The following is a 21,676-nucleotide window of genomic DNA, read 5'->3' on the forward strand; positions in this document are numbered from 1 at the left end:
TGCCCCTGTCGGCGGGTGATGCGAGGCGACTCACGCGCCCGGACCATCACGCCGACCGATTTACCCGGCGGACACATTGCGGGAGGACACGGCCCGGCAACCCAAGCCAAAGGGCGGGTATCGCCCCGCGCGACGGATTAGGCTACCGTTGCCGCAACATCCGAATTCGGTGAGGACATGATCGATACTAGCCACATCGGGCGGGAGTTGCCCGTCCACAGCGTCGACGTGGAACGGGGACGGCTGCGCTTCTTTGCCAGGGCGATCGGGGAAACCGATGCCGTCTACTCGGAACTGTCGGCCGCCCAGGCCGCCGGCCATCCGGATCTGCCGGTACCGCCCACGTTCCTGTTCTGCCTGGAAATGGAGGTGCCCGACCCGTTCGCCTTCTATGCCGACATGGGCATCCACGTCAGCCAGATCCTGCATGGCGAGCAGCACTTCACCTATCACGCACCGGTGCATGCCGGGGATCGGGTTACTTTCCGCGCCCGCATCAGCGACATCTACAGCAAGAAGGGCGGCAAACTGGAGTTTGTGGTGAAGGACACCGAGGTCAGCAACCAGGAGCAGACGCCGGTGGCGACCCTGCGCTCCGTGATCGTCGTGAGGAACCCGTGATGGCACTGCCGAGCTTTGAGGATATCGAGGTCGGGGACGCATTACCCGAGCTGACCCATCCACCGATCACCCGGCTGCAGCTGGCCCTCTACGCAGGAGCATCGGGCGATCACAACCCGATGCACGTGGACATCGACTTCGTGAAACAGGCCGGCCTCGAGGATGTATTCGCCCACGGCATGCTCGGGATGGCCTGGCTCGGCCGGCTGGTGACGCAGTGGGTCCCACAGAGTGCGCTGCGGCACCTGGAGGCACGTTTCCTGGACATCGTGCCGGTACACGCCGAGGTCACCACTCGCGGTCGGGTGGCACGCAAGTTCACCGAGGACGGCGAGAACCGCGTCGAGCTGGAGATCGAGAACGTCGACGGCGAGGGGCGGGCCAGCATCAGCGGCGTGGCGGTCGTCGCTCTGGACTAGAACGGCTCGGGGCGCGGCCGGGCTATCGTCGACTCGCGTATGCTGGCGGCGTGATGTTTGACGCTGCCCCATGAGCACCGCCGAAAGCCACGTCTGCCCGGTCTGCGACTGGGTCTGTGAGGTCCCCCATCTGGCCGCCTGGCAACGGGCCCGCTGCCCGCGCTGTGCGCATCGGATCACCCGCGGTGGCGGGCGGACCCATGCCGGAACGGTGGCGCTATCGCTGGCCGGGCTGATCCTGCTCGGCCTGTCGGTGAGCTTTGATTTCCTGTCGTTCGACGTACAGGGCCGGGGCCACACCATCGCGCTGCTCGACGCCGGCACCGTGCTGCTGGATCAGGCCTTCCTGTTCCTCGGCCTGCTGGTGCTGGCCACCACCGTGTTCCTGCCCGGGTTGTATCTTGCCGGGGCTTTGTACCTCAGCTTGGCCCTGGCGCGGGATCGGCCGTTGCCGGGCAGTATGACCGTGTCACGCTGGCTGTCCCCAATCGAACCCTGGATGATGAGCGACGTGTTCATCGTCGGCATCCTGGTCAGCCTGATCAAGATCGTGACCATGGCCAACGTGGTGCTGGAGCCCGCCTTCTACACCTTTTGCGCGTACTCGGTGGTGATGCTGGCGGTTACCGGCCGCTTCCATCCGGCCGACTACTGGCAGCGTTTCGTGCCCGCCGGACGCTGGGCAGCCAGGCTACGACCCGGCGCCAGCGCGGCGGCTCAGGACTGTGCCTTCTGCCGGGCCTGCGGGCTGACATTCGCAGCCGCTAACAGACACGCCTGTCCGCGCTGCCGTCATCGTCTGCCGGCACCGGCGCACCTGCGCTTGCAGCGGACCTGGGCGCTGCTGCTGGCGGCCGCGGTGCTGCTGTTACCCGCGAACTTCCTGCCGATCATGGCGACGGTCAGCCTGGGCTACACCACGCCGGCCACCATCATCGGCGGCGTGGTCCACATGGTGGAGACCGGCAGCTGGCCGATCGCGGTGATCATTTTCGTGGCCAGCATCGTGGTGCCCATGGCCAAGATCGGCATGCTGGGCTGGCTGTGCCTTAAACTGCAGACCGGTCGGCCGGCGGCGCGCCTGGGCGATCTCCGCGTGTACCGGCTGACCGAAATTATCGGTCGCTGGTCGATGATCGACATTTTCGTGGTGGCGGTGTTGACCGCATTGATCCAGGCGGGGCAGTACATGGCGGTGGCGCCGGGGCCTGCGGCGGCCTCGTTCGCCGCGGTGGTGTTGCTGACGATGCTGGCAGCACAGAGCCTGGACCCGCTTCTGATCGCCGAAAGACACGAGAACCATACAGCGACATGAACGATTCCGAGCTGCAAACGGCAACCATCGATCGGGGGCGGGGTCCCTGGCTGTCCGCGGTCTGGATCATTCCGTTGGTCGCCGCGCTTATCGGTGGCTGGCTGTTCTATCAGAACGTGCTGTCACGAGGACCGCTCGTGACGCTGGTGTTGCCTACGGCCGAGGGGCTCCAGGCCGGTCAGACCACGGTCAAGATCCGCAACGTGGAAGTCGGCAAGGTCGAGGATGTGCGCCTGACCGAGGATTACTCCGGCACCATCGCCGAAATCCGCATGGATCGCGAGGCCACCGGTCTGCTGGTCGAGGACACCCGCTTCTGGGTGGTCAAGCCCCGCATCGGCCGGCGGGGCATCAGCGGATTGAACACCATCCTGTCCGGCGCCTATGTCCAGATGCAGCCCGGTGAGTCGGACGAACCGCGCTACCGCTTCGAGGCGCTGGAACAGCCGCCGGTGATGGAATCGGATGCACCAGGGCTGTCCCTGCGGCTTACCGGCCGAGAGCAGGCGGCATTGAGCGTGGGCGATCCGGTGCTCTATCAGGGCCGCGAGGCCGGGCGGGTGGAAACCGCGGAGTTCGATGCCGAGACCCAGCAGATGCGATACCAGATATTCGTCGATCAACCCTATGATTCGCTGATCCGCCGTAACACGCAGTTCTGGAATCGTTCCGGCGTGGATGTGGAGTTCAGCTCCGAGGGTGTACAGGTGAATCTCGGCTCGCTCGAGGCCATGCTGGCCGGCGGCGTGACCTTCGGCCTGCCGGAGGACGTCCCGCCCGGCGGCTCCGCGTCCAACGGCGACCATTTCGACCTGTTCCCCTCGCGGGACGCTGCTCAGCAGGACCGCTTCGACCAGCAGATCGAGTACATCGTGCTGGTGCGGGACTCGGTACGCGGTCTCAACCCCGGGGCGCAGCTGGCCTTTCGCGGCATCCGCGTCGGCACGGTGACGGATGTGCCGTTCTTTACCGAGGCGGTCAGGGAGCAGGACTTCGAGGATTTCCGCATTCCGGTGCGGATCCTGTTCGAACCTCAGCGACTGGGCCCGGCGTGGGCCGACCGGGATCTGGCGGAGTGGCGCGAACGCCTGGATGCATTGTTCGATCGCGGCCTGCGGGCCAGTGTGCGGCCGGGCAACCTGCTGACGGGGGCGATGTACATGGACCTGCAACTGGTCGAGGACCCGGAACCGCGAGGCGTGGCAAGGGTGGGCGACTACCCGGTATTCCCCAGCACCGTCGGGGGCTTCACCGGCATCGAACAGAAGATTTCGACGCTGCTGGACAAGCTCAACAACCTGGATATCGAGCCCACCCTGAATCGCCTGGGTGACACTCTGGCGTCGTCCGACCGCACCTTCGAGGAGATGGCCGCTACGCTGGATACCCTCAACGAGGTGCTCAAGAGCGACGAAGCCCGCAGCCTGCCGGCGGAACTGGAAAAGACCCTGCGCGAGATCCAGCGCACGCTGGGCGCCTACCGCGAGGGGCAGCCGGTCTATGATCAGCTTGATCGCGCCCTGCAACAGCTCACCCGTGTCCTCGATGACCTGGGACCGCTGGCGGATACGCTGCGGGAGCGTCCCGACGCCCTGCTGTTCGGCCGCGAACCCGAAGAGGACCCCACGCCGAGAGCCCCCCGATGAACCGATGCCAGATGCTGATGCTCGCGCTGCCGCTGATTGCCGGCTGTGCCACCTCGGTGCCGGCCACGCACCACTACCTGCTGACCGGCCCCGAGGCCGATTCCGGGGTATCGGAAGGCGCCGCGAGCCTGACGCTGGCCGGCGTGAGCACGGCGGCCTACCTGCAGACGCAGGGAATCGTCATCCGGACGACCGAAACGGAGGTGGAAACCGCACGGCACCACCGCTGGGCGGAACCGCTGCCCGAACAGCTACGGCGCCGGATCCCGGCGCATCTCGGCCGGGCACTGCCGAGGATTCAGATATTCACCCAGCATGCGCCAAGCGCCGGTCCCCGGCTGTTCGTTCACTTCGACCGCTTCAACGGTCATTTCGATGGCGCGGCGATCGTCGGCGGCACCTGGCATCTCGAGAGCGAGCGCGGGGAACTGCTGGTCCGCCGGCATTTCACCGTCCGCCAGCCGCTGACCGACGACGGCTATCCGGCGCTGATATCGGCATTATCGGCCGCCACCGCGGATGTCGTCGATGACATCGCCGGTTCGCTAGCCCCGGTACTCGCTGACGGGACCTGAGGGCACTTCATCCAGTGACTGTTCCACCGCTTCGGCAATACCCTGGACCACCCGCGGCGGGGCACCGCCCGAAAGCGACTGATTGAGCCGCGACCAGCCCGGATGGGTCCGGCAACGCAGCACCCGGCGGCGCAGTCGCGTGCCGGGCCAGCCGCCGCCCGGCGCCTCGGATTGCAACGGCCGGGTGGCCGCGTGTCCGCGACGGAGCAGGGCCCGCACCAGCATCTGCTGACGCGCTGCCAGCAGCGCCAACACCGCGACGTCCGGTGTCAGCACCTGCCTCCCGCGGAGTCGTCCCCACCAGGGCCGGATCAAGCGATCGGTGGCGCCGGCCGCCGCCCCAAGGCCGGCGCCGATGGCGGTCGCGGCACCCAGACTCAGACCCCCGGTCATGGCATCCACGCCCAGGCCGGCCATGCCACCGGCGGCCACCGCCGACCCGGTGCGGATGCCGAATTCCCGGAGATGATCAGGGTCGAACAGGTCCTCGCGCCAGGTACCGTCAATCAGCGGCAGGGCGGGTGGCTGGCAGGCCCCCAGCTCGAAGTGGAACAGGTCCAGCAGCGCCGCTACCGCGGCCTGTTCCCGCTCGCGCAGCTGATCGCGCATCGCCGTCCGGATCGGCACCGGATCCTGGTCCGTTGTGGTGGTCCGCCGCAGCGCCGCCGCATCGACGAGCAGTTCCGCGACCACGCGGCAGGCGGCCATGATGGTGGCGCGGCGTTGTTCACGACGCTCGGCCTGCAGGGCCGTGAGCCGGTAGCGATGGGCGTCCAGCATCAGCCCCAGCTTTTCGAACAGCCAGTCCTCGGCGCGGGCGTCGAACACCACGGTGTCGAATTCCGCCAGAACATGCTGTCCCTGTCGCGCCAGTTGCGCTCGCCAATCGGCCGCGTCGGCCTCGGGGTCGGCGACGAAATTCAGTACCGGCAGCAGCGGTCGACCACAGGCGGCCAGCAGTTGCAGCTCGTCGCGATGCTTGGCGCGCATCGGTTCGCGGCTGTCGATCACCAGCAGCGCAGCGTCGCTTTGCAGCATCTGACGCAGCACCCGCGCCTCCTGTTCGTAACGGCCCTGAGCATGATCGCCCTGTAGAAACGCCTCGATACCCGCGACCGGATCGACGGCCCGTTCGAGCTGTTCGCCCAGGTGCGAGCGCAGGCCCAGCGCATCCTCCAGCCCGGGCGTGTCGAATAGCGCGACGGCCGCGGCCGGATCATTGCCGAGGTTGATACGTGCCACCTCGCGCGTGGTGGCCGGCCGCTCGGAAACCTCGCCGAAACCGGCGTCACGTGTAAGCGTGCGCAGCAGCGACGTCTTGCCCGCATTGGTGTGGCCGACGACGGCCAGCTGAAGTGGATTTCGGTTGGTCACGTTCATGCCGACAGCCGCTCCGGCCCGCTGCCCGGTAACCAGAACACGCCCAGATCGGCGCCGGCAGCCGCGGCCAGGTCCTGCCAGGCGTTCCGGCGTGCCGCCGTCGGTGGCTGACCCACCAGCAGGATTGCGCCATTGGCGCCCGCAGCGGCCAGGGCCTCGCCCAGAAAGCGTTCGACGCTCCGATCCGGAGTGGTGCGGACGCCGACCATCAGCAGCAACCGATCCACATGGAGGCGGGGAAGCCGCGCCAGCAGGGTCTGGCGGCTATTCAGGTCGTCCACCCCGCCCAGCCAGTGCCACTCGGCACCGGGCGGTGCCGGAGGCGGCATTTCCAGTTCCAGTCCTATGGCCTGCCAGACACCTTCGGGTGCCGCGGGCGCATCCGGACTCGCCGGTTCCATCGCAACGGCCCGGGTCGCCCCGGAGGGCGTTATCCCCGGTGTCGCCGTTGCCGACATCAGACGCGATCGCAGCCGCGCGAATCCGGGCCGCTGTTCATCGCGGCTCGCCCGGGCCAGCGAAATCCGCGCCAGGCCCAGTGAAATCACCAGCGCGATCAGACGGGGCAGGGCGCCGTAGACAGCGGTGGCCACCAGCAGCCAGGCCGCCCAGCTCTGCCGGGCCGACCGGGCGGCCTCGCCCTGCAACGGGAGGCTGTCGGGCCCCGGCACGCCGAACAGTGCCGGACCCAGTGAAAGCAGTTCGGCCCAGCGTTGCAGGGTGGTGTCGTTCAGCAGGGTGGTTTCCCACACCAGGACGGTCTCTCGCAGGCTCAGCAGGACGGTCAGTGCCAGCAGGGCCGCCAGGGTGAAAATCAGCCACAGTCCGTGAACCCAGGCGGAGAACAACCATTTGCCGGGGCGTTCGGTCATCAGCAGCCGCGTGGCGATCAAACCGGCCGGGGGATGGCCGGATGTCGGCATTCGGCGCCAGCGGCGCCACCACCCCCACAGGTGGTCTCCGAACCCGCTACCGGCGCGAACGGTCAGCGGCAACAGCAGCAGCCATAGGCCGAGCGACGCCAGATTCACGCCCACCAGCAATGCCAGCACCAGCGGCAGATTCACTGGCGGTGGCGACGCCAGGGCGGCCGAGGCCGCGGACAGACCGGCCAATCCGGCGAGCACCAGGCCGGCAATGGCCGCCAGGGCCAATCGCCGGGTGGCCCGGCGAATCTGATCAGCGCGGCCGTCGGCCTCGGTAAGCCGCCGCGCGCGAACACGGATGCGGGTATGAAAAGGCCCGCCGGCGCCCGCCGCGGCACTATCCGCATCGCTGAAAGTCTGGGGATGGCCGGCCAGTTCCTCCTGCCGGCCGACGACCAGCGCCAGAAACGCGTCCCGGATCCGACGGTTGGGTTGCGCCGCGTTCATGGCGCGACTATACAAAACCGACCTCTCCGATCGCGGCCGAATCCATGGCAACATACGTCACTGACATTTCACCAATCGATACGCCCGATGTCCGAAACCACCGTCATCGTCGGGGCCGGGCATGCCGCCGGCATGCTCACCACGACCCTGATCCAGAAGAAGTATGACGGGAAAATCGTCATCGTCGGGGACGAACCGCATCTGCCGTACCAGCGCCCGCCGCTTTCCAAGGCCTACCTGTCGGGCGATGTGGAATTGTCTTCGCTTTATCTGAAGCCGCAGGACACCTACGACAAGGCGGGCGTGTCGCTGACGCTGGATACCCGCGTCGAGTCGATCGACCGCGACAGCCGCGAGCTGGCACTGTCCGGCGGCGACATCCTGTCATACGACAACCTGGTGCTGGCTACCGGTTCCAGGGTGCGCCGGATTCCGGTGCCCGGGGCGGACCTGAGCGGTATTCACTACCTGCGTGCGATTGCGGATGTCGATGCCCTTCGCCCGGCGCTGACCGCCGGGCAGCGGCTGGTCATCGTGGGCGGCGGCTATATCGGGCTGGAGGTGGCGGCGGTGGCCGCGAAGCTGGGTGTTTCGGTCACGGTGCTGGAAACCGAGGAACGCGTGATGGCGCGGGTCACCGGCGAGACCATATCCCGCTACTTCGAACGCAAGCACCGCGAGGCGGGGGTGGACCTGCGCACCGGCACGCGTGTGGTGGCGTTCGAAGCGGGCGACAATGGCCGGGTTGGCGGGGTGACCTGTGACGACGACAGCACGGTGCCTGCCGATCTGGTGCTGGTATCCATCGGCATCCAGCCGGAAACCGCGCTGGCGGAGGCCGCGGGACTGCCCTGCGACGACGGCATTCTGGTGGACGAGTACACCCGAACCGATGACCCTCACATCCTGGCCATCGGCGACTGCACCCGGCATCGGAATCTTTACTTCGACCAGCCGGTACGCCTGGAATCCGTCGCCAACGCGGTGGATCAGGCCCGCACGGCGGCGGCGACGCTGACCGGCGCTGATCAGCCCTACAACGCCGCGCCCTGGTTCTGGTCCAACCAGTACGATCTGCGTCTGCAGATGGTGGGCCTGTCGGAGGGGCACGACGAGACCGCGATCCGCGGCAACCCCGACGACGACGCCTTCGCGGTGTTCTACCTCCAGCAGGGAACCGTGATTGCCGTGGACGCCGTCAACCTGCCACCGGCCTTCATGGCCGGCAAGAAACTGGTCGGGGCCCGGGCTGCCGTCGAGCCTGCGACACTGATCGATCTGGATGTGGACCTGAAATCGATCATGTAACATAGTGCATGTTTGACACTAATTATAGTGCCTATTATGCCCAGAATTACCTTCATTGATTTCAGCGGCGCCTCCCATGAAGTGGAGGCCAGAACCGGCGGCACCATCATGGAAGCGGCCATCGAAGCCATGGTGCCCGGTATCGAGGGGGACTGCGGCGGCAATTGCATCTGTGCCACCTGCCATGTCTACGTTGACCCGGCGTGGCTGGGTCGTCTGCCGGACCCGGAGGGCGATGAGGAGGCCATGATCGAGTACACCTCCGAGCCCGAGGACAACAGCCGTCTGACCTGCCAGCTCACGGTCACCGACGAGCTGGACGGCATGGTCGTCCGGGTTCCCGAGACCCAGTACTGACCGACTCGGCTCAGGCCGGGTCCTGCCTGTCTGACGGGTCGCCGTCCGGCAGGTTGGCCGGCCCGATGATGTGGATGTCGCGCTGAGGGAAGGGGATCACGATGCCGCGCTCGGCCAGGGCGGCGGCAATCGAGGCCCGCATTTCGTGGCCCAGCAGCATGATGTCGAGAATGCTGGTGACGAAGGCGCGAATCTCGAAATCCACGCTGCTGTCCCCGAAGTTCACGCAGAAGACAGCCGGCGGTGGATCGTCCACCACGCGCTGGTTAGCGTTGGCCAGCTCCTGCAGCAGGCGCTGCACCTGGTTGATGTCGGAGCCGTAGGCAACCCCCACCCGGATGATCACGCGAGTGATCGAGTCCGACAGGGTCCAGTTGGTGACTTCCTGGGTGACGAACGTCTTGTTCGGGATGATCTGTTCCTTGCGATCCCAGTCGGTGAGGGTGGTCGCGCGAATGCGGATGCGGGAGACGGTGCCCGTGTGCTGGCCCACGGTCACGGTATCGCCGACGCGCACCGGCCGTTCGAACAGCAGAATCAGACCGGACACGAAGTTGGCCACGATCTCCTGCAGGCCGAAGCCCAGCCCCACACCCAGCGCGGCCACCAGCCACTGCAGCTTGGACCACTGGGCGCCGATCACGCCCAGCGACATGATGATGCCCACGATCACGATCCCGTAGGTGGAGATCGTGGTCACGGCGTAGCTGGAACCGGGCGCCAGGTTCAGCCGGCTGAGCACCGCCACCTCGAGCATCCCGGGCAGGTTGCGAGCGGCGAAGAAGGTAAGCGTGCCTATCAGCAGGGCCAGCAGCAGATCCTGCAACGTGATGGGGATAGGACTGCCGTCCTGGGTGACCGCCGGTACGGTCCACAGCGTGAGCTCGTCGAACACCGAAAACGCGGGGATGAAGTTGGACCAGAGTATCCAGAAGCCCACCAGCGCCATACCGGCCATAATCATGCGCAGCAGGGCGTGGGTCTGGTGGTTGATCAGATCCAGATCGAGATCGGGTGTATCCAGGTTCTCGGGCATGCCTTCGCCGGAATTGTCGGCGGCCTCGCGGGCTTCGCTCAGGGAGCGGTCCAGTTCCCGTTGGGCCAGCAGCCGTTCCAGCGCCAGCCGCCGCTCCCGGATGCCCAGGGCACGAACTGCCAGGTAATAGAGCAGGTTAACCCCCACGATCCAGCACGCAGTGATGAACAGCGTGGACTGCAATGCCACCGCCGTATGCTGATAGCCGACCAGAGCCAGTCCCATGTGGGTGATCGGCGCAGCCACCGTGGCGGCATAGAAAAGGTAGAGCCAGCGGCGTGGATTCCGCTCATGGGTGCCTTCGATAATGGGCCTCACGATGCAGTGCGCGAACCAGGCCAGGGCGAGGCTGGCGATCGCGAACAGCAGCCGACCAAGGCTCGACTGATAGGCTTCGCCGATATCCACGTGCGCCATGCGGCCGAACACCACCACCGGCAGCAGCACGGCCAGCAGCCACACCACGCTGTTGCGGAGTGCCAGCAATACGCTTTCGCGCCACCGGAAATGGCGATAGGCCAGACCCCCTTCGGTGGCAATATGCCGCAGGAACCAGAACAGGAAATAGACCAGCGCCGCGTCAAACAGCCCCTGGGCCAGCGCCCGGCCGAACGGGCTGCTGTCTGCCACCAGTACCCCAGCAAGCAGAAATGCCACCGAGCCGGGCAGGGCGTGCAGACTGGTGTAGAACAGGGCGGCCAGAGTCAGACCGAAGTGGTCACGACGTACATGGCCGACGTTTTCGGCCGTGGCAAGCAGGCGTTTACGCAGGGTGCCGCGCGCCGCTAGCAAGCCGGCGAGTACCGCCAGCAGCAGCCAGGCCAGTGGCTGGCCCGCCAGCGAGGGTCCCATGTTCACCGCCAAGGTCTGCCAGTGCTGGCGTTCCGCCAGCCACTGGAAGCCGGCGGCGGTGTCGCGCAGCGTCTGGGGGTTTATCGGGTCAGCGCTGGGCAGCCAGAACAACCGTTCCGACAGAAGGTTGCTGTAATCCCGAATCAGCGTCTGCAGCTTGCGAACCTGCACGAACAGCGCGTTGAGCGCGTCGATATGCTCGGCCGTCGTCTCCCGCAGCGTCTTGATCAGTGATCGACGATTTGCGGCAAGGGCTTCGGCCGAAGCCGATGTTGGGGCATCAGAGGTTGCGGCATCCAGTTCCTCGACCGCGAATAACGCAATACGCGCGTCTTCCAGCGATGTCTTGATCCCGGCGATCACAGCGCTGTCCAGATGCTGCGTCTCCATCCGGTTCAGCCGCCTGCGCAGCAGCGCCGCATACTCACCCGACACATCCAGGCCCGCTGTCTGCAACCGGGTCTGCAGTTCCTCGAATTCCTGCTGGAGATCGGTGACCCGAGTTTCCACCGATGCAATGCGTTCCTGCGTGATTTCCAGCGCGGCGCGGCGCTCGTCGAGCGAGGTCCGGAGCGCGGAAACTTCCTCGCGAAGTCCACGCTCAGTCTGCGATGGTGCCGAGATGTCGATCTGTTCGGACAGGCTCGCCGGTTTGTCATCGGCAGGCACGTCGAGGACCGGTGACGGCGCTTGTGCTGACGTCGCGCCGCTGAAAGCGATGCTCAGCGCCAGTATCGCCATCGCCAGAAAGTTAAAAGCAAAACGACTTTTACTGTTTGAATCAGAGCTATCGAACACGATCTTGAAGCGCCGGGTTAGCGTGATACGGAGGTCAGCTCCGGATAATCGCATGCCACCGCCATGGACGCGATAACGATCAGATCATTCTGCGTACTCTCAATGGCGCAAGGTGAGTACTGTGCGTAATGTGCTGTAGATAACGGTAGGCAGTCGCTCGGCTCGCCCCGCTCGCACTGCCGCCGTCGTCACCCAGGGTCGCTGGGCCCAGGGCAGGTTCTGGCGCACATGTTGGTTATGGCCGCAGGCCAGCTCGGCCACCCAGTGCCGCTCTTCGCCCCGGTGATAGTCGACGATGGCTTGCCGCGTGGCTTCGCTGTTCCTGCCAAGGTCTCAGGCTTCGCCCTGCCGTGCCCAGGCCTCGTACAGATCACTCTGCCCGGCGGGGCGCAGCGGCCGGTTGACTATCCGCAGGGGGGGCATCCAGGGTTTATGCCCAGCTCGTCGTAAATGCCTGCCGTGGAGAGTCCGAACGGCACGCCGTCCTCGTTGGCATAGGCGTAGTGGACCTCGCGGATGCCGGCCATATACATCGCCGCCAGGCACATGGGGCAGGGATGGCCGCTGGCTGGCATGCATGACATGTTCGTCGAGCCGGAGTTCACGGCGTGCGCGGGCGACGCTGCGGATGGCCTGCATCTCGGCAGATGCCGGTGGCGACGATTTCGCCGTCGTGCACCAGTACGGCGCCGAACGGGCGACCGCCGTGTTCCTGCACGTTTTCCAGTGCCAGGTCGATGGCCAGAGCGAGCGGGTCTTGCGATAAGGACATTGCTTCCTCCCGAAAGTAGCACCGCTGGTTAATCGGGATTGGGTATAGACGATGCGGCCGTTGCGATCGTGGACAACGGTATGATCGCTTAGGTCTCGTAGCCCTTGGCCAGCTCAGCGACCACCTCGACGGCGGGCCGGATATCATAGATCTGGGCCACGCCCGCACCGGCATAGAGTGGCGTGGTATCAATCCGTGCCGGCATGGATCGAGTCAGGGGAAAGGGCGAGAAAAACGGCCGTCCAGGGCTTTGTAGCCGGATAAGCGATTCCGCGAGTCTGAGGGGTAACAGCCGGGTAGGCGCCTCGCTGAGCCGGTTGAAGATTGACAGCCAGCGCGGCACGCTGCCGTCAGCGTCACACCAGCGGCGGGTGGCCGCATTGGCCGCGACCCGGTGCGGTGCATCCCAGCCCAGGCTAAAAAGCCGGGTCAGCAGGGTGCTGTCAGCCTCGAGCAGCCTCTGCTTGTAGGCCTCGTGGGCGTGGGCTTCGGGTGTGAGCAGAAACCGTGTGCCTACATTGACGCCGTCTGCCCCTGCGGCATGGGCGCGCCTAACCGAGGCAGCATCGTGGATGCCGCCGGCGGCCAGCATCGGTACCCCGGGATGGGCCGGGCGGATTGCTGCCAGCAGAGGCCACAGGGACTCGGTGGCGCGCACATGGCCGCCGGCCTCCGTGCCTTGCACAATCAGCGCATCGGCGCCTTCTCGCACCGCCAGGTCGGCCTCTTCTCGGGAACCAATCTGGTAGATGACATAACTGCCGGCGGCGCGCAGCTTGTCCACCAGGCCTCGTCGGTAGCCGTAAAACAGCGAAACCACGGGCACCTGCTGATCGAGGCAGGCCTGAATATGCCCGCGCCGCAGCAACGGCATGAGCAAATTCGCAGCGAACGGGGTATCGCCCAGGGCCGCCCGGGCCTTGGTAATCTCCTGCGCAAACTGGCCTTCGGGCAGCAATCCGATGCTGCCCAGGCCGCCAGCGCGTGAGACCGCCGTGGCCAGCTCGGCGGTAGCAATGCCGCCGCCCATCGCCGCCTGGATGATAGGCCAGTGCAGGCCCAGTGACTTATGCCATGCGTTGTTCATCGCTGGCCTCCCTAATCCACGCTGGAGTGCCGACGCACGTAGCGGCGTCCACCACGGCGTAGGCTTGGTGGTTGTGGATGGACTCCTGGCTTTCCACCCGTACGCTGATTTGTGCCCCGGCAAGTTCGGTCAAGGCCTGTATGTACACCGCCCGAGCGACGTCCTCGACGAACATCGGGTTTTCGTAGGAGTATTCCGTTACGTACTTCTCGTCGGCGCGTTTGAGTACGGGATACACTGGCGAGGACGCGCAGGACTCGATAAGCGCAGTGAGTTTTCTGATGGCGTGAACCTTGGTGTCGTCAACGGCCAATGTGACCAGCGTGCGCTGATTGTGGGCACCGTAGTCGGAAATGGCTTTCGAACAGGGGCACAGGGTCATGACCGGCACCGTGAGCCATTGCCGCGGTAAGGGTGTGCCATGCGTATTGGCAGCCACGTGGTAACCCGCGTCGATATCCAGACTGCCCGTCTTGCCCGACACCGGAGCCTGCTTGGTAACAAAGCAGGGGAAGCGCATGCTCAGACTGCCCGAGGGGGCGCCCAGCAGGGGCAGTAGTCTGTCTGTCAGACGCCCAATCTCGGCCAGGTCGAGCCCGTGCCTGTGCTGCTGTTCAAGGAATTCGACAAACCGGGACATGTGCGCACCGCGGGTACGACCCGGTACCGACACGCCGGCCTCGGCTTGCACCACGGACTGCCAGCGGTAGCCATCGATGTCGGTTATCTGCATCGGTAAACGCAGGCCGCAAATGCCCGCACTCCGGATCGCGATATCCGGGGCGTCGTCACGCGCCTGGATGTCCGGCAGGTCGACCGGTTGGGCGGTGACGCTATCGAGGCTGTCAAACTCAACTTTCATGTGCTTTCTCTTTGGGGATGGCCGGTGTCGCGGCTAACGCCTACTCGCCGGCGGACTGGAAGTCGGCCTCTAGCTCGAACGCGAATCGATCCGCATCGACCGGCTGATGCCGGAGCACGCGGAACACGCAACGGTGATCACCGTCCTGGAAGCGTTTCTCCCGCACCACCCGATAGCCGAGCAGGCGGGTCAGCGTGGACACCGTAATGCTGCACATTTGCGGCCGCTGCATGGCCACGTTGAGGTAGGGGCAATTCTTCTCGATCAAGCGATACTCGCCGCCCGAGTCATCGACTTCCGTATAGGGGTCGTCCTCGAAATAAATGCCTCGCAGGGCCTGGATGCGGTCGGCTAGATCCAGATCAGCCAGTTGCTGGTGCCACTGCGCCACGCCGGCGTCGGTCAGGTCACGCATGGTCTGGTGCAAGGCGGCCTCGCCGTGGCGCCTTTCGACCATGTCGAGCAAGATCACCGTAAGGTCGTCATAGTGCTTGGGAAAAAGATGGTCGCCAGCCGACGTCAGCGTATAGCGCATGGCCGGCCGGCCGCGTCCATCGGGGGCCGCGCGCGCCTGGCCCCTGATCCAGCCCCCTTGCTTTAGTTCCTGCAACTGCTGGCGTGCATTCTCCCGGGTCTGATCCAGGGCGGCAGCCAGTTCCCTCAGGCTGGCGCTGCCGGACGCCTTGATCAGGCGCAGGATCCGGGCCCGGGTCGGTGGGAAGGCATCGAGATCGGTCTGGCTAATGTCCATGATGGTCCTGATAAGTTGCGTGCAAACCCTGCGGGCTATGTACCAGTCGCCCGGCCTGGTGGGCACCCCAGGTCATGCAGGCGAAGCCCGTCAGGCTCAATCCCAGGGCAATGGCCCCGATAGTTGATGATGGTGGTTGTGCTTGTACCAATGCCAGTTCAATCGCGAAACAATTCCACGCAGCCGCCATCCAGCGCATGTGGGCGAAAGCCATGTGGAACGCCGGGCTGTGCCGGGGAAATCGCCGCCGGTCGGCAAACTCCAGAACCCCGGTGGCTGCGGCAAGCGCGCCGAAAATGACACCCAGAAGTACCAGCCAGTAACCCATGGCCCACAGGCCGGCATGATCGAATACCAGCGCGGCGGCTTGCGCCGCCGCAGCCAATGACCACAGGGCAACCGGGAAGTGGACCAGGGCCGGGTGGATTGGTACCCCTTGGATGTGCAATCGGAGCATGCTGGGCGACCCGTCATTCATAGCCCAGGAGTGCTAACAGCAACAAGGCTACGCCGAATACCGCAACCAACGCATGAGCCAAGGCATGCGGCAGGCGTACGCGGTCGCTGAACAAATGGCTTCCCAGCAAATAGAAGCCGCCCAAGGCCGCGAGCACCAGCGCCACGAAGCCCATGCGGATGAAGTCGGTGCCGCTGCCGGTGACCACCAGAAAACCGACCAGTACCAGCCCCGTTGCCGCCAGCAGCCCGTGCAAGCCGGCGACAAGCAGCGGCGGACGCTTACCACGGGCGATATAGCCACCCACCATCAGCAGGCCGCCGAGCGCGGCCAGTACGAACAGGATTACGGCAGTTAACAGCATGATTGTCTCCATTTATTATGCAAGTGTTTACTTGTATAATTTAATCACTATACTGTCAAGCCACAATCAGCCGCGAAGGAGTCGCCTTATGGCCCAAAGCCCAAGCAAGCGTAGACAGGAGCTCACCGCCGACGCGGATTCCGCCTGGAAGCAATTCAGCAAGGCGGTATTCGCCCCGGGCGCGCTGGACGCCAAAACCAAGCAGTTAATTGCGGTGGCGGTGGCGCACGTCACCCAATGCCCTTACTGCATCAAGGGCCATACGCCGGCAGCAAAAAAGGCCGGGGCGAGCGAAGCCGAGCTGATGGAAGCGATCTGGGTAGCCGCAGAGATGCGGGCCGGCGGTGCCGTGGCGCACTCGCACTTGGCCTTTGAGGCCTACGATAAAGCCGGCGGGTAGTAACCGCCCATGCAGACACTGCTGACCGAGCTGCTCGGTATCGAGCACCCGATCCTGCTGGCACCGATGGGTAACGTCTCCGGCGGGGCGCTGGCCGCGGCGGTCAGTCATGCTGGCGGGCTGGGGTTAATCGGTGGTGGCTACGGGGATGCCGACTGGCTGGCCCGAGAGTTCGATGTCGCCGGCAGTGCGCAGGTCGGGGTGGGCTTTATCACCTGGTCGCTGGCACGCCAGCCCAAGCTATTGGACCTGGCTCTGCGCCGTGAACCGGCGGCGGTGATGTTCTCGTTCGGCGCTTGTTCGCCGTTTGTTGAGCCCGTGCGCGCGGCCGGGGCGAAGATCATCTGCCAGGTGCAGACCCTGGCCCAGGCGCGGGAGGTCGCCGAGCTCGGTGTGGACGTGATTGTGGCGCAGGGCACCGAGGCGGGTGGTCACGGCGGCGGGCGTTCCACCTTCACACTGGTGCCGGCGGTGGCGGACGCGGTGGCGCCAATACCCGTAGTGGCCGCCGGCGGCATCGCTGACGGGCGCGGCCTGGCGGCTGCTCGGATGCTGGGCGCGGCCGGCGCGCTGATCGGTACCCGCTTTTTCGCCAGCGAAGAGGCACTGGGGCATCCCAACGCCAAGCGCTTTATCGTGGCCAGCGAAGGCGACACAACGCTGCGCACTCGTGTGTTCGATATCGTGCGCGACTACCCGTGGCCGAAGCACATCACCGGCCGGGTGCCGATCAACGCCTTCGCGGCCCGGTGGCACGGCCGGGAAGCGGCGCTGTACGCCGACTTGGAACGCCAACGCGTTGAGTACCAGCAGGCCGTGGAAAACGGGGACACCGACACCGCGGTGGCATTCGCAGGCGAAGCGGTTGATCTGATCGGCACAGTGGAGCCGGCGCAAACAATCGTCGAGCGGATCGTGTCACAAGCGCAATCGTTGCTCGGCGGCTGAATGCCTTGCAGCTGCTCAGTCAGTCGGCGGCTGCCAGTGCTTGCTCCAGGTCCACGATCAAATCGTCCACGTGCTCGATACCGATCGACAGCCGCACCATATCCGGCGTGACGCCGGCGCTGGCCTGTTCGTCCTCGTTAAGCTGGCGGTGGGTGGTCGCCGCCGGCATGGAGGCGCAGCTCTTGGCGTCGCCGATGTTGACCAGGCGGATGAACAGCTTGAGCGCGTCGTAGAAGCGGACCCCCGCCTCCAGCCCGCCGTGGATGCCGAAACTTAGGATGCCCGAGGCGCGGCCGTCCATGTAACGCTGGGCCAGGCCGTGGTCGCGGTGGTCGGGCAAACCAGCGTAGTTGACCCAACTCACCTGCTCGTGCCCGGCCAGGTATTCGGCGACGGCCTGGGTGTTTTCGCAGATCCGCTGCATGCGCAGGGATAGCGTTTCCAGGCCCTGCAGGAACATGAAGGCGTTGAACGGGCTCATCGCGCCGCCCATGTTGCGCAGCGGCACCACCCGGGCGCGGGTGATGTAGGCGGCCTCGCCCACGTCCTGAGCGTAGTTGACGCCATGGTAGGAGGGATCCGGTTCGGTGAGCAGCGAAAATCGCTCGGCGTGCTCCAGCCAGGGGAAGCGTCCGGAATCCACGATTACTCCGCCGATGGTGGTGCCGTGGCCGCCGATGTACTTGGTGGCGGCGTGCACCACGATGTCGGCGCCGTGCTCGAACGGGCGCAGCAGAAACGGTGTGGGCACGGTGTTGTCCACGATCAGCGGCACGCCGTGAGCATGGGCGATGTCGGCCAGCTTTTCGAGGTTGGCGATGTTGCCCGAGGGGTTGCCGATGGATTCGCAGAACACGGCCATGGTGCGCTCGTCGATCGCGTTGGCGATGCCGTCGAAATCGGTCATGTCGACGAAGCGCACGTTTATGCCCTGGCGCGGCAGAGTGTGCGCGAACAGATTATAGGTGCCGCCGTACAGCTCGCTGATGGAGACGATGTTGTCGCCGGCCTCGGCGATCGTCTGGATCGCCGAGGTGATCGCGGCCATACCCGAGGCCATGGCCAGTGCGCCGACCCCGCCCTCCAGCGCGGCCAGCCGGGCCTCGAGCACGCCGCAGGTGGGGTTCATGATGCGGCTGTAGATGTTGCCGGTGACCTTCAGGTCGAACAGGTCCGCCGCGTGCTGGGCGTCGTCGAAGGCGTACGAGGTGGTCTGGTGGATCGGCACCGCCACCGCGTGCTGTTTATCCGGCGTATAGCCCTCGTGTAGCGCGATGGTTTCCGGTTTCATCGGTGGGACACTCCTTTGTTTGCGTTTTCGCTCTTCGCCTGTTGCAGGATCGTATCCAGATCGAGCCGGCGGATCGAGCTGATGGCGGCCTCCAGGGCGCCTTCGCCACACAGCCCGGCAATCTCGGCGTCCTCGTAACCGGTCAGCGCGGCCTGCACACAGGCATCGCGTACCCGCGCGGCCAGGGACAGGCGATGGTCGTCGTTCATCGCTTGCCTCCCACGTAGCGCATCCTGGCTTCCGGCTGGTCGCGCACGTCCAGCACATGCAGCTTGAGGTTATTGCCGCCGGGTACCTGCCACTCGATGGCCTGGCCCGCCGACAGGCCGAGCAGGGCGCTGCCCACCGGCGCCAGAATCGAGACCTTGCCGGGCGAGCCGTCGATGTCTTTCGGGTAGACCAGGGTCAGCTCAAAGCGCGCTCCAGTCTCGGTATTCTCGAACGACACGGTGGAGTTCATGGTGACCACGCCCTCAGGGATCGCGTCCTCGTCCACGATCTCGGCACGCTCCAGCTCCCTGCGCAGTTCGGCCAGTCCGGGCGGCGCCTGTTTGCCGGCCTGAGCCAGCAAGGCGTCGATACGCTCGTAGTCGTGTTCGGTCACGGTAATCGGTACGGATTGCATAGGTTGTCCCTCTAAATAACCCCGAATGCCAACATGGCATCGGCCACACGGCTGAAACCGGCGACGTTGGCGCCCAATACATAATCCCCAGAATGGCCGTATTCCTCGGCCGTTTCAAAACAGTCGGCGTGGATGTTGCGCATGATCTCATGCAGGCGCTGTTCGCTGTGTTCGAAGCTCCAGGAGTCACGCGAGGCATTTTGCTGCATCTCCAGTGCGCTAGTCGCCACGCCGCCGGCGTTGGCCGCCTTGCCGGGCGCGAACAGCACACCGGCCTCGCGGAACAGTCGAACCGCCTCGGGCCGGCATGGCATGTTGGCGCCCTCGGCCACCGCCACCACGCCGGATTCGATCAGCGTGCGGGCATCGTCGGCGCCCAGTTCGTTCTGGGTCGCGCAGGGCAGAGCCACGGTGCAGGGAATTTCCCAGACCGTTTTCCCGGCGACGTAAACCGCCTTGCCGCCGCGGCGTTCGGGATATTCGGCGATGCGAGCCCGCTCGACTTCCTTGATCTGGCGCAGCAGAGCCAGGTCAATGCCGTCTGGATCATGCACCGTGCCGCCCGAGTCCGAGCAGGCGACTACGCGACCACCGAGCTGATGCACTTTCTGGATCGCGTAAATCGCCACGTTGCCGGAGCCGGACACGACCACGTTGCGGCCTTCCAGACCGTGATCATTCGCGGCGAGCATTTCCTGCACGAAGTAGGCGGTGCCGTAACCCGTGGCCTCGGTGCGTACCCGCGCCCCGCTCCAACTCAGGCCCTTGCCGGTGAGCACGCCCGACTCGTAGCGGTTGGTGATGCGCTTGTATTGGCCGAACAGAAAGCCGATCTCGCGGGCGCCCACGCCGATATCGCCGGCGGGCACGTCGATGTACTCGCCGATGTGACGATAGAGCTCGGTCATGAAAGACTGGCAAAAGCTCATGATCTCGTTGTCCGACCGGCCCTTGGGATCGAAGTCCGAGCCGCCCTTGCCGCCGCCGATGGGCAGGCCGGTAAGCGCGTTCTTGAACACTTGCTCAAAGCCGAGAAATTTGACCATGCCGAGGCTTACCGAAGGATGAAAGCGCAGGCCGCCCTTGTGCGGCCCCAGAGCGGAATTAAAGCCGATGCGAAAACCCCGGTTGATGTGGACCTCGCCGGTATCGTCGACCCAAGGCACGCGGAAAATGATCTGGCGTTCGGGCTCGCAGATGCGCTCCAACAATTTCGCATCGATATATTCCGGGTGCCTGCCCACCACCGGCTCGAGCGTGTCCAGCACCTCGTTAACCGCCTGGTGAAATTCGGGTTCTGCAGGGTTGCGGCTGACGATGTTGTCGCGCAACGCACGCAGCGAATCGCTTTGACTCACGTTCTATCCTTTCTTGATTGCCTACGCGGCCGGGCGGCCGCAGGGTTCGGTCCCGTTAGAACGGACACATACGAAAGGCGTCACAATGGCCCAAAGGAGTGTCCATGTCCAAGCGAAGAAGATTCAGTTCCGAGTTCAAGCGCGAAGCGGTTGAATGGGCGCGTCATCCGGATGTCAGCGTGGCCTGGCCGCCCGTGGCATTGTCATTGCCACCAACTTGCTCAGCCGCTGGCGACGCGAGATTGACGAACAAGGCCGGACCGCCTTCGGCGGCAGTGGTACGCCCCGAGACCGCGCGACGCGGCCACATTCTTCGCCAGGGAATTGAGGTGAAGTACCAGGCGATCCATGCTGGCCGCGGCGACTATCCGGTACGACTGATGTGCCGCTGTCTGCGGGTCTCCCACTGGCAAGAAGTGCCACCCAAGTCCTCGTGCACGCGACAATGGCCGGCTACTGAGGCGCATCCGGGCAATCCATGCCGATCATCTCGGGGTGATGGGACGCCGGCGCATGCACGAAGAACTCGGCTTTGAAGGCGGGAAGGTCAGTCTCAATCGGGTCGCACGCTTGATGCGCAGCCACGGCATATAAAGTTTTTGACATAATATACATTATGCGTATTAATAAGCGTCACCGTGTTGAAGAGTATGCAGCGACGGATCGCGGCTTACGGCATTTCGAATTCCCCGACGATTACAGCGTTAGCTTCCGCAGCGGCGTGGCGTTCGCCGACTACAGCCTGGTAACCAGCCGAGTTGTACCAGCTTCGCGCCGCCTCGACAGATTCGAATTCGAGGATTACCGTTCGTGGGCCGTGCCACTGACCCTCGATGACCTCGGGATCATCCTGTATCACCAGCGGCTTGCCGCCCGACTCGATGATGGTGGGCAGTGCTTTCTCGACGTAGGCATCGTAGGCCGCCTGGTCGTTAATGACTTCGGTAAATATGACGTAGCCCTTGGCCATGGTTGAATCCTCCTCCGTGTCTATCAGTTGTTTCTGTTTGTCTCACGTTGCGCCAACACCCGCCAATGCCCGCGCAACCATCTACCAAACCCGTGCCCAGCGTACCAATGC

General features: G+C 65.0%; 24 protein-coding genes and 1 pseudogene. 10 read left to right on the plus strand and 15 right to left on the minus strand.

The window, feature by feature from the left end; translation table 11 throughout:
* Positions 1–177: 177 nt before the first annotated feature.
* From RM532_RS12065 to RM532_RS12085, 5 genes are all read left to right on the plus strand, one after another.
* Positions 178–621: a MaoC family dehydratase N-terminal domain-containing protein gene (locus RM532_RS12065; RefSeq protein ID WP_311653585.1), complete on the plus strand. Its 444-nt coding sequence runs from the start codon at positions 178–180 to the stop codon at positions 619–621.
* Positions 621–1,040, plus strand: coding sequence for a MaoC/PaaZ C-terminal domain-containing protein (locus RM532_RS12070; RefSeq protein WP_311653586.1), 420 nt, complete (start codon positions 621–623; stop codon positions 1,038–1,040). Before RM532_RS12065 ends, RM532_RS12070 begins: the two co-directional genes overlap by 1 nt.
* 70 nt (positions 1,041–1,110) lie before the next feature.
* A complete protein-coding gene (locus tag RM532_RS12075; protein ID WP_311653587.1) occupies positions 1,111–2,355 on the plus strand; it encodes a PqiA/YebS family transporter subunit in 1,245 nt (414 codons plus the stop codon).
* The gene (pqiB, locus tag RM532_RS12080) at positions 2,352–4,001 is read left to right on the plus strand and encodes an intermembrane transport protein PqiB (RefSeq protein ID WP_311653588.1); all 1,650 of its coding nucleotides are present in this window, start codon (positions 2,352–2,354) and stop codon (positions 3,999–4,001) included. Before RM532_RS12075 ends, pqiB begins: the two co-directional genes overlap by 4 nt.
* Positions 3,998–4,576 (plus strand): PqiC family protein, encoded by a 579-nt coding sequence (locus RM532_RS12085; RefSeq protein WP_311653589.1) that lies wholly within the window; start codon positions 3,998–4,000, stop codon positions 4,574–4,576. Before pqiB ends, RM532_RS12085 begins: the two co-directional genes overlap by 4 nt.
* Here RM532_RS12085 and RM532_RS12090 read toward each other — a convergent pair.
* A complete protein-coding gene (locus tag RM532_RS12090) occupies positions 4,547–5,956 on the minus strand; it encodes a DUF3482 domain-containing protein (protein WP_311653590.1) in 1,410 nt (469 codons plus the stop codon). The two genes, RM532_RS12085 and RM532_RS12090, sit on opposite strands and share 30 nt — an antisense overlap.
* Positions 5,953–7,329 carry a DUF2868 domain-containing protein gene (locus RM532_RS12095; RefSeq protein ID WP_311653591.1) on the minus strand — a complete coding sequence of 459 codons (1,377 nt, stop codon included), beginning with the start codon at positions 7,327–7,329 and terminating at the stop codon, positions 5,953–5,955. The genes RM532_RS12090 and RM532_RS12095 overlap by 4 nt, the downstream gene beginning before the upstream one ends.
* A gap of 87 nt (positions 7,330–7,416) precedes the next feature.
* Between RM532_RS12095 and RM532_RS12100 the strand changes: the two genes are divergently transcribed.
* The gene (locus RM532_RS12100) at positions 7,417–8,637 is read left to right on the plus strand and encodes an NAD(P)/FAD-dependent oxidoreductase (protein WP_311653592.1); all 1,221 of its coding nucleotides are present in this window, start codon (positions 7,417–7,419) and stop codon (positions 8,635–8,637) included.
* A gap of 36 nt (positions 8,638–8,673) precedes the next feature.
* Positions 8,674–8,994: a 2Fe-2S iron-sulfur cluster-binding protein gene (locus tag RM532_RS12105; RefSeq protein ID WP_311653593.1), complete on the plus strand. Its 321-nt coding sequence runs from the start codon at positions 8,674–8,676 to the stop codon at positions 8,992–8,994.
* A 10-nt stretch (positions 8,995–9,004) separates the two neighbouring features.
* Here the strand turns inward: RM532_RS12105 and RM532_RS12110 are convergent, their stop codons facing one another.
* The 8 genes and pseudogenes from RM532_RS12110 to RM532_RS12145 form a co-directional block, all read right to left on the minus strand.
* Positions 9,005–11,551: a mechanosensitive ion channel domain-containing protein gene (locus tag RM532_RS12110; RefSeq protein ID WP_311653594.1), complete on the minus strand. Its 2,547-nt coding sequence runs from the start codon at positions 11,549–11,551 to the stop codon at positions 9,005–9,007.
* A gap of 228 nt (positions 11,552–11,779) precedes the next feature.
* Positions 11,780–11,977 (minus strand): DUF3565 domain-containing protein, encoded by a 198-nt coding sequence (locus tag RM532_RS15955; RefSeq protein WP_349255317.1) that lies wholly within the window; start codon positions 11,975–11,977, stop codon positions 11,780–11,782.
* A 107-nt stretch (positions 11,978–12,084) separates the two neighbouring features.
* A pseudogene (locus RM532_RS16060) lies at positions 12,085–12,452 on the minus strand (tRNA-specific adenosine deaminase).
* A gap of 88 nt (positions 12,453–12,540) precedes the next feature.
* Positions 12,541–13,539 carry an NAD(P)H-dependent flavin oxidoreductase gene (locus RM532_RS12125; protein ID WP_311653597.1) on the minus strand — a complete coding sequence of 333 codons (999 nt, stop codon included), beginning with the start codon at positions 13,537–13,539 and terminating at the stop codon, positions 12,541–12,543.
* Positions 13,520–14,401: a GTP cyclohydrolase I FolE2 gene (locus tag RM532_RS12130; protein WP_311653598.1), complete on the minus strand. Its 882-nt coding sequence runs from the start codon at positions 14,399–14,401 to the stop codon at positions 13,520–13,522. The genes RM532_RS12125 and RM532_RS12130 overlap by 20 nt, the downstream gene beginning before the upstream one ends.
* A gap of 40 nt (positions 14,402–14,441) precedes the next feature.
* On the minus strand, positions 14,442–15,152 hold the full coding sequence (locus RM532_RS12135; protein ID WP_311653599.1) for a helix-turn-helix transcriptional regulator: 711 nt from the start codon (positions 15,150–15,152) through the stop codon (positions 14,442–14,444).
* Positions 15,142–15,609 carry a DUF2231 domain-containing protein gene (locus RM532_RS12140; RefSeq protein WP_311653600.1) on the minus strand — a complete coding sequence of 156 codons (468 nt, stop codon included), beginning with the start codon at positions 15,607–15,609 and terminating at the stop codon, positions 15,142–15,144. Before RM532_RS12140 ends, RM532_RS12135 begins: the two co-directional genes overlap by 11 nt.
* A 13-nt stretch (positions 15,610–15,622) precedes the next feature.
* On the minus strand, positions 15,623–15,973 hold the full coding sequence (locus RM532_RS12145) for a hypothetical protein (protein WP_311653601.1): 351 nt from the start codon (positions 15,971–15,973) through the stop codon (positions 15,623–15,625).
* An 88-nt stretch (positions 15,974–16,061) separates the two neighbouring features.
* Here RM532_RS12145 and RM532_RS12150 point away from each other — a divergent pair, with 88 nt between their 5' ends.
* Both RM532_RS12150 and RM532_RS12155 read left to right on the plus strand, forming a co-directional pair.
* Positions 16,062–16,373: a carboxymuconolactone decarboxylase family protein gene (locus RM532_RS12150; RefSeq protein ID WP_311653602.1), complete on the plus strand. Its 312-nt coding sequence runs from the start codon at positions 16,062–16,064 to the stop codon at positions 16,371–16,373.
* 9 nt (positions 16,374–16,382) lie between these two features.
* The gene (locus RM532_RS12155; RefSeq protein WP_311653603.1) at positions 16,383–17,321 is read left to right on the plus strand and encodes an NAD(P)H-dependent flavin oxidoreductase; all 939 of its coding nucleotides are present in this window, start codon (positions 16,383–16,385) and stop codon (positions 17,319–17,321) included.
* 19 nt (positions 17,322–17,340) lie between these two features.
* On the opposite strand, the gene RM532_RS12160 is transcribed toward RM532_RS12155, so the two are convergent.
* Genes RM532_RS12160 through gdhA form a run of 4 tightly spaced genes read right to left on the minus strand, consistent with a single transcriptional unit; the run spans position 17,341 to position 20,595 of the window.
* Complete coding sequence (locus RM532_RS12160; RefSeq protein ID WP_311653604.1) at positions 17,341–18,612, minus strand: O-acetylhomoserine aminocarboxypropyltransferase/cysteine synthase family protein; 1,272 nt, start codon at positions 18,610–18,612, stop codon at positions 17,341–17,343.
* A complete protein-coding gene (locus RM532_RS12165) occupies positions 18,609–18,821 on the minus strand; it encodes a hypothetical protein (RefSeq protein ID WP_311653605.1) in 213 nt (70 codons plus the stop codon). The genes RM532_RS12160 and RM532_RS12165 overlap by 4 nt, the downstream gene beginning before the upstream one ends.
* A complete protein-coding gene (gene rnk, locus RM532_RS12170) occupies positions 18,818–19,237 on the minus strand; it encodes a nucleoside diphosphate kinase regulator (protein WP_311653606.1) in 420 nt (139 codons plus the stop codon). Before rnk ends, RM532_RS12165 begins: the two co-directional genes overlap by 4 nt.
* A gap of 11 nt (positions 19,238–19,248) precedes the next feature.
* Positions 19,249–20,595 (minus strand): NADP-specific glutamate dehydrogenase, encoded by a 1,347-nt coding sequence (gdhA, locus tag RM532_RS12175; RefSeq protein ID WP_311653607.1) that lies wholly within the window; start codon positions 20,593–20,595, stop codon positions 19,249–19,251.
* 456 nt (positions 20,596–21,051) lie between these two features.
* On the opposite strand from gdhA, the gene RM532_RS16065 reads away from it, so the two are divergent.
* The gene (locus RM532_RS16065) at positions 21,052–21,189 is read left to right on the plus strand and encodes an IS3 family transposase (protein ID WP_423246898.1); all 138 of its coding nucleotides are present in this window, start codon (positions 21,052–21,054) and stop codon (positions 21,187–21,189) included.
* A gap of 76 nt (positions 21,190–21,265) precedes the next feature.
* On the opposite strand, the gene RM532_RS12180 is transcribed toward RM532_RS16065, so the two are convergent.
* On the minus strand, positions 21,266–21,565 hold the full coding sequence (locus tag RM532_RS12180; protein WP_311653608.1) for a DUF1330 domain-containing protein: 300 nt from the start codon (positions 21,563–21,565) through the stop codon (positions 21,266–21,268).
* Positions 21,566–21,676 lie beyond the last annotated feature (111 nt).

Origin of the sequence: Spectribacter hydrogenoxidans (assembly GCF_031846275.1) — a bacterium.
In the GTDB taxonomy this organism is placed as follows: domain Bacteria; phylum Pseudomonadota; class Gammaproteobacteria; order Nevskiales; family Salinisphaeraceae; genus Spectribacter; species Spectribacter hydrogenoxidans.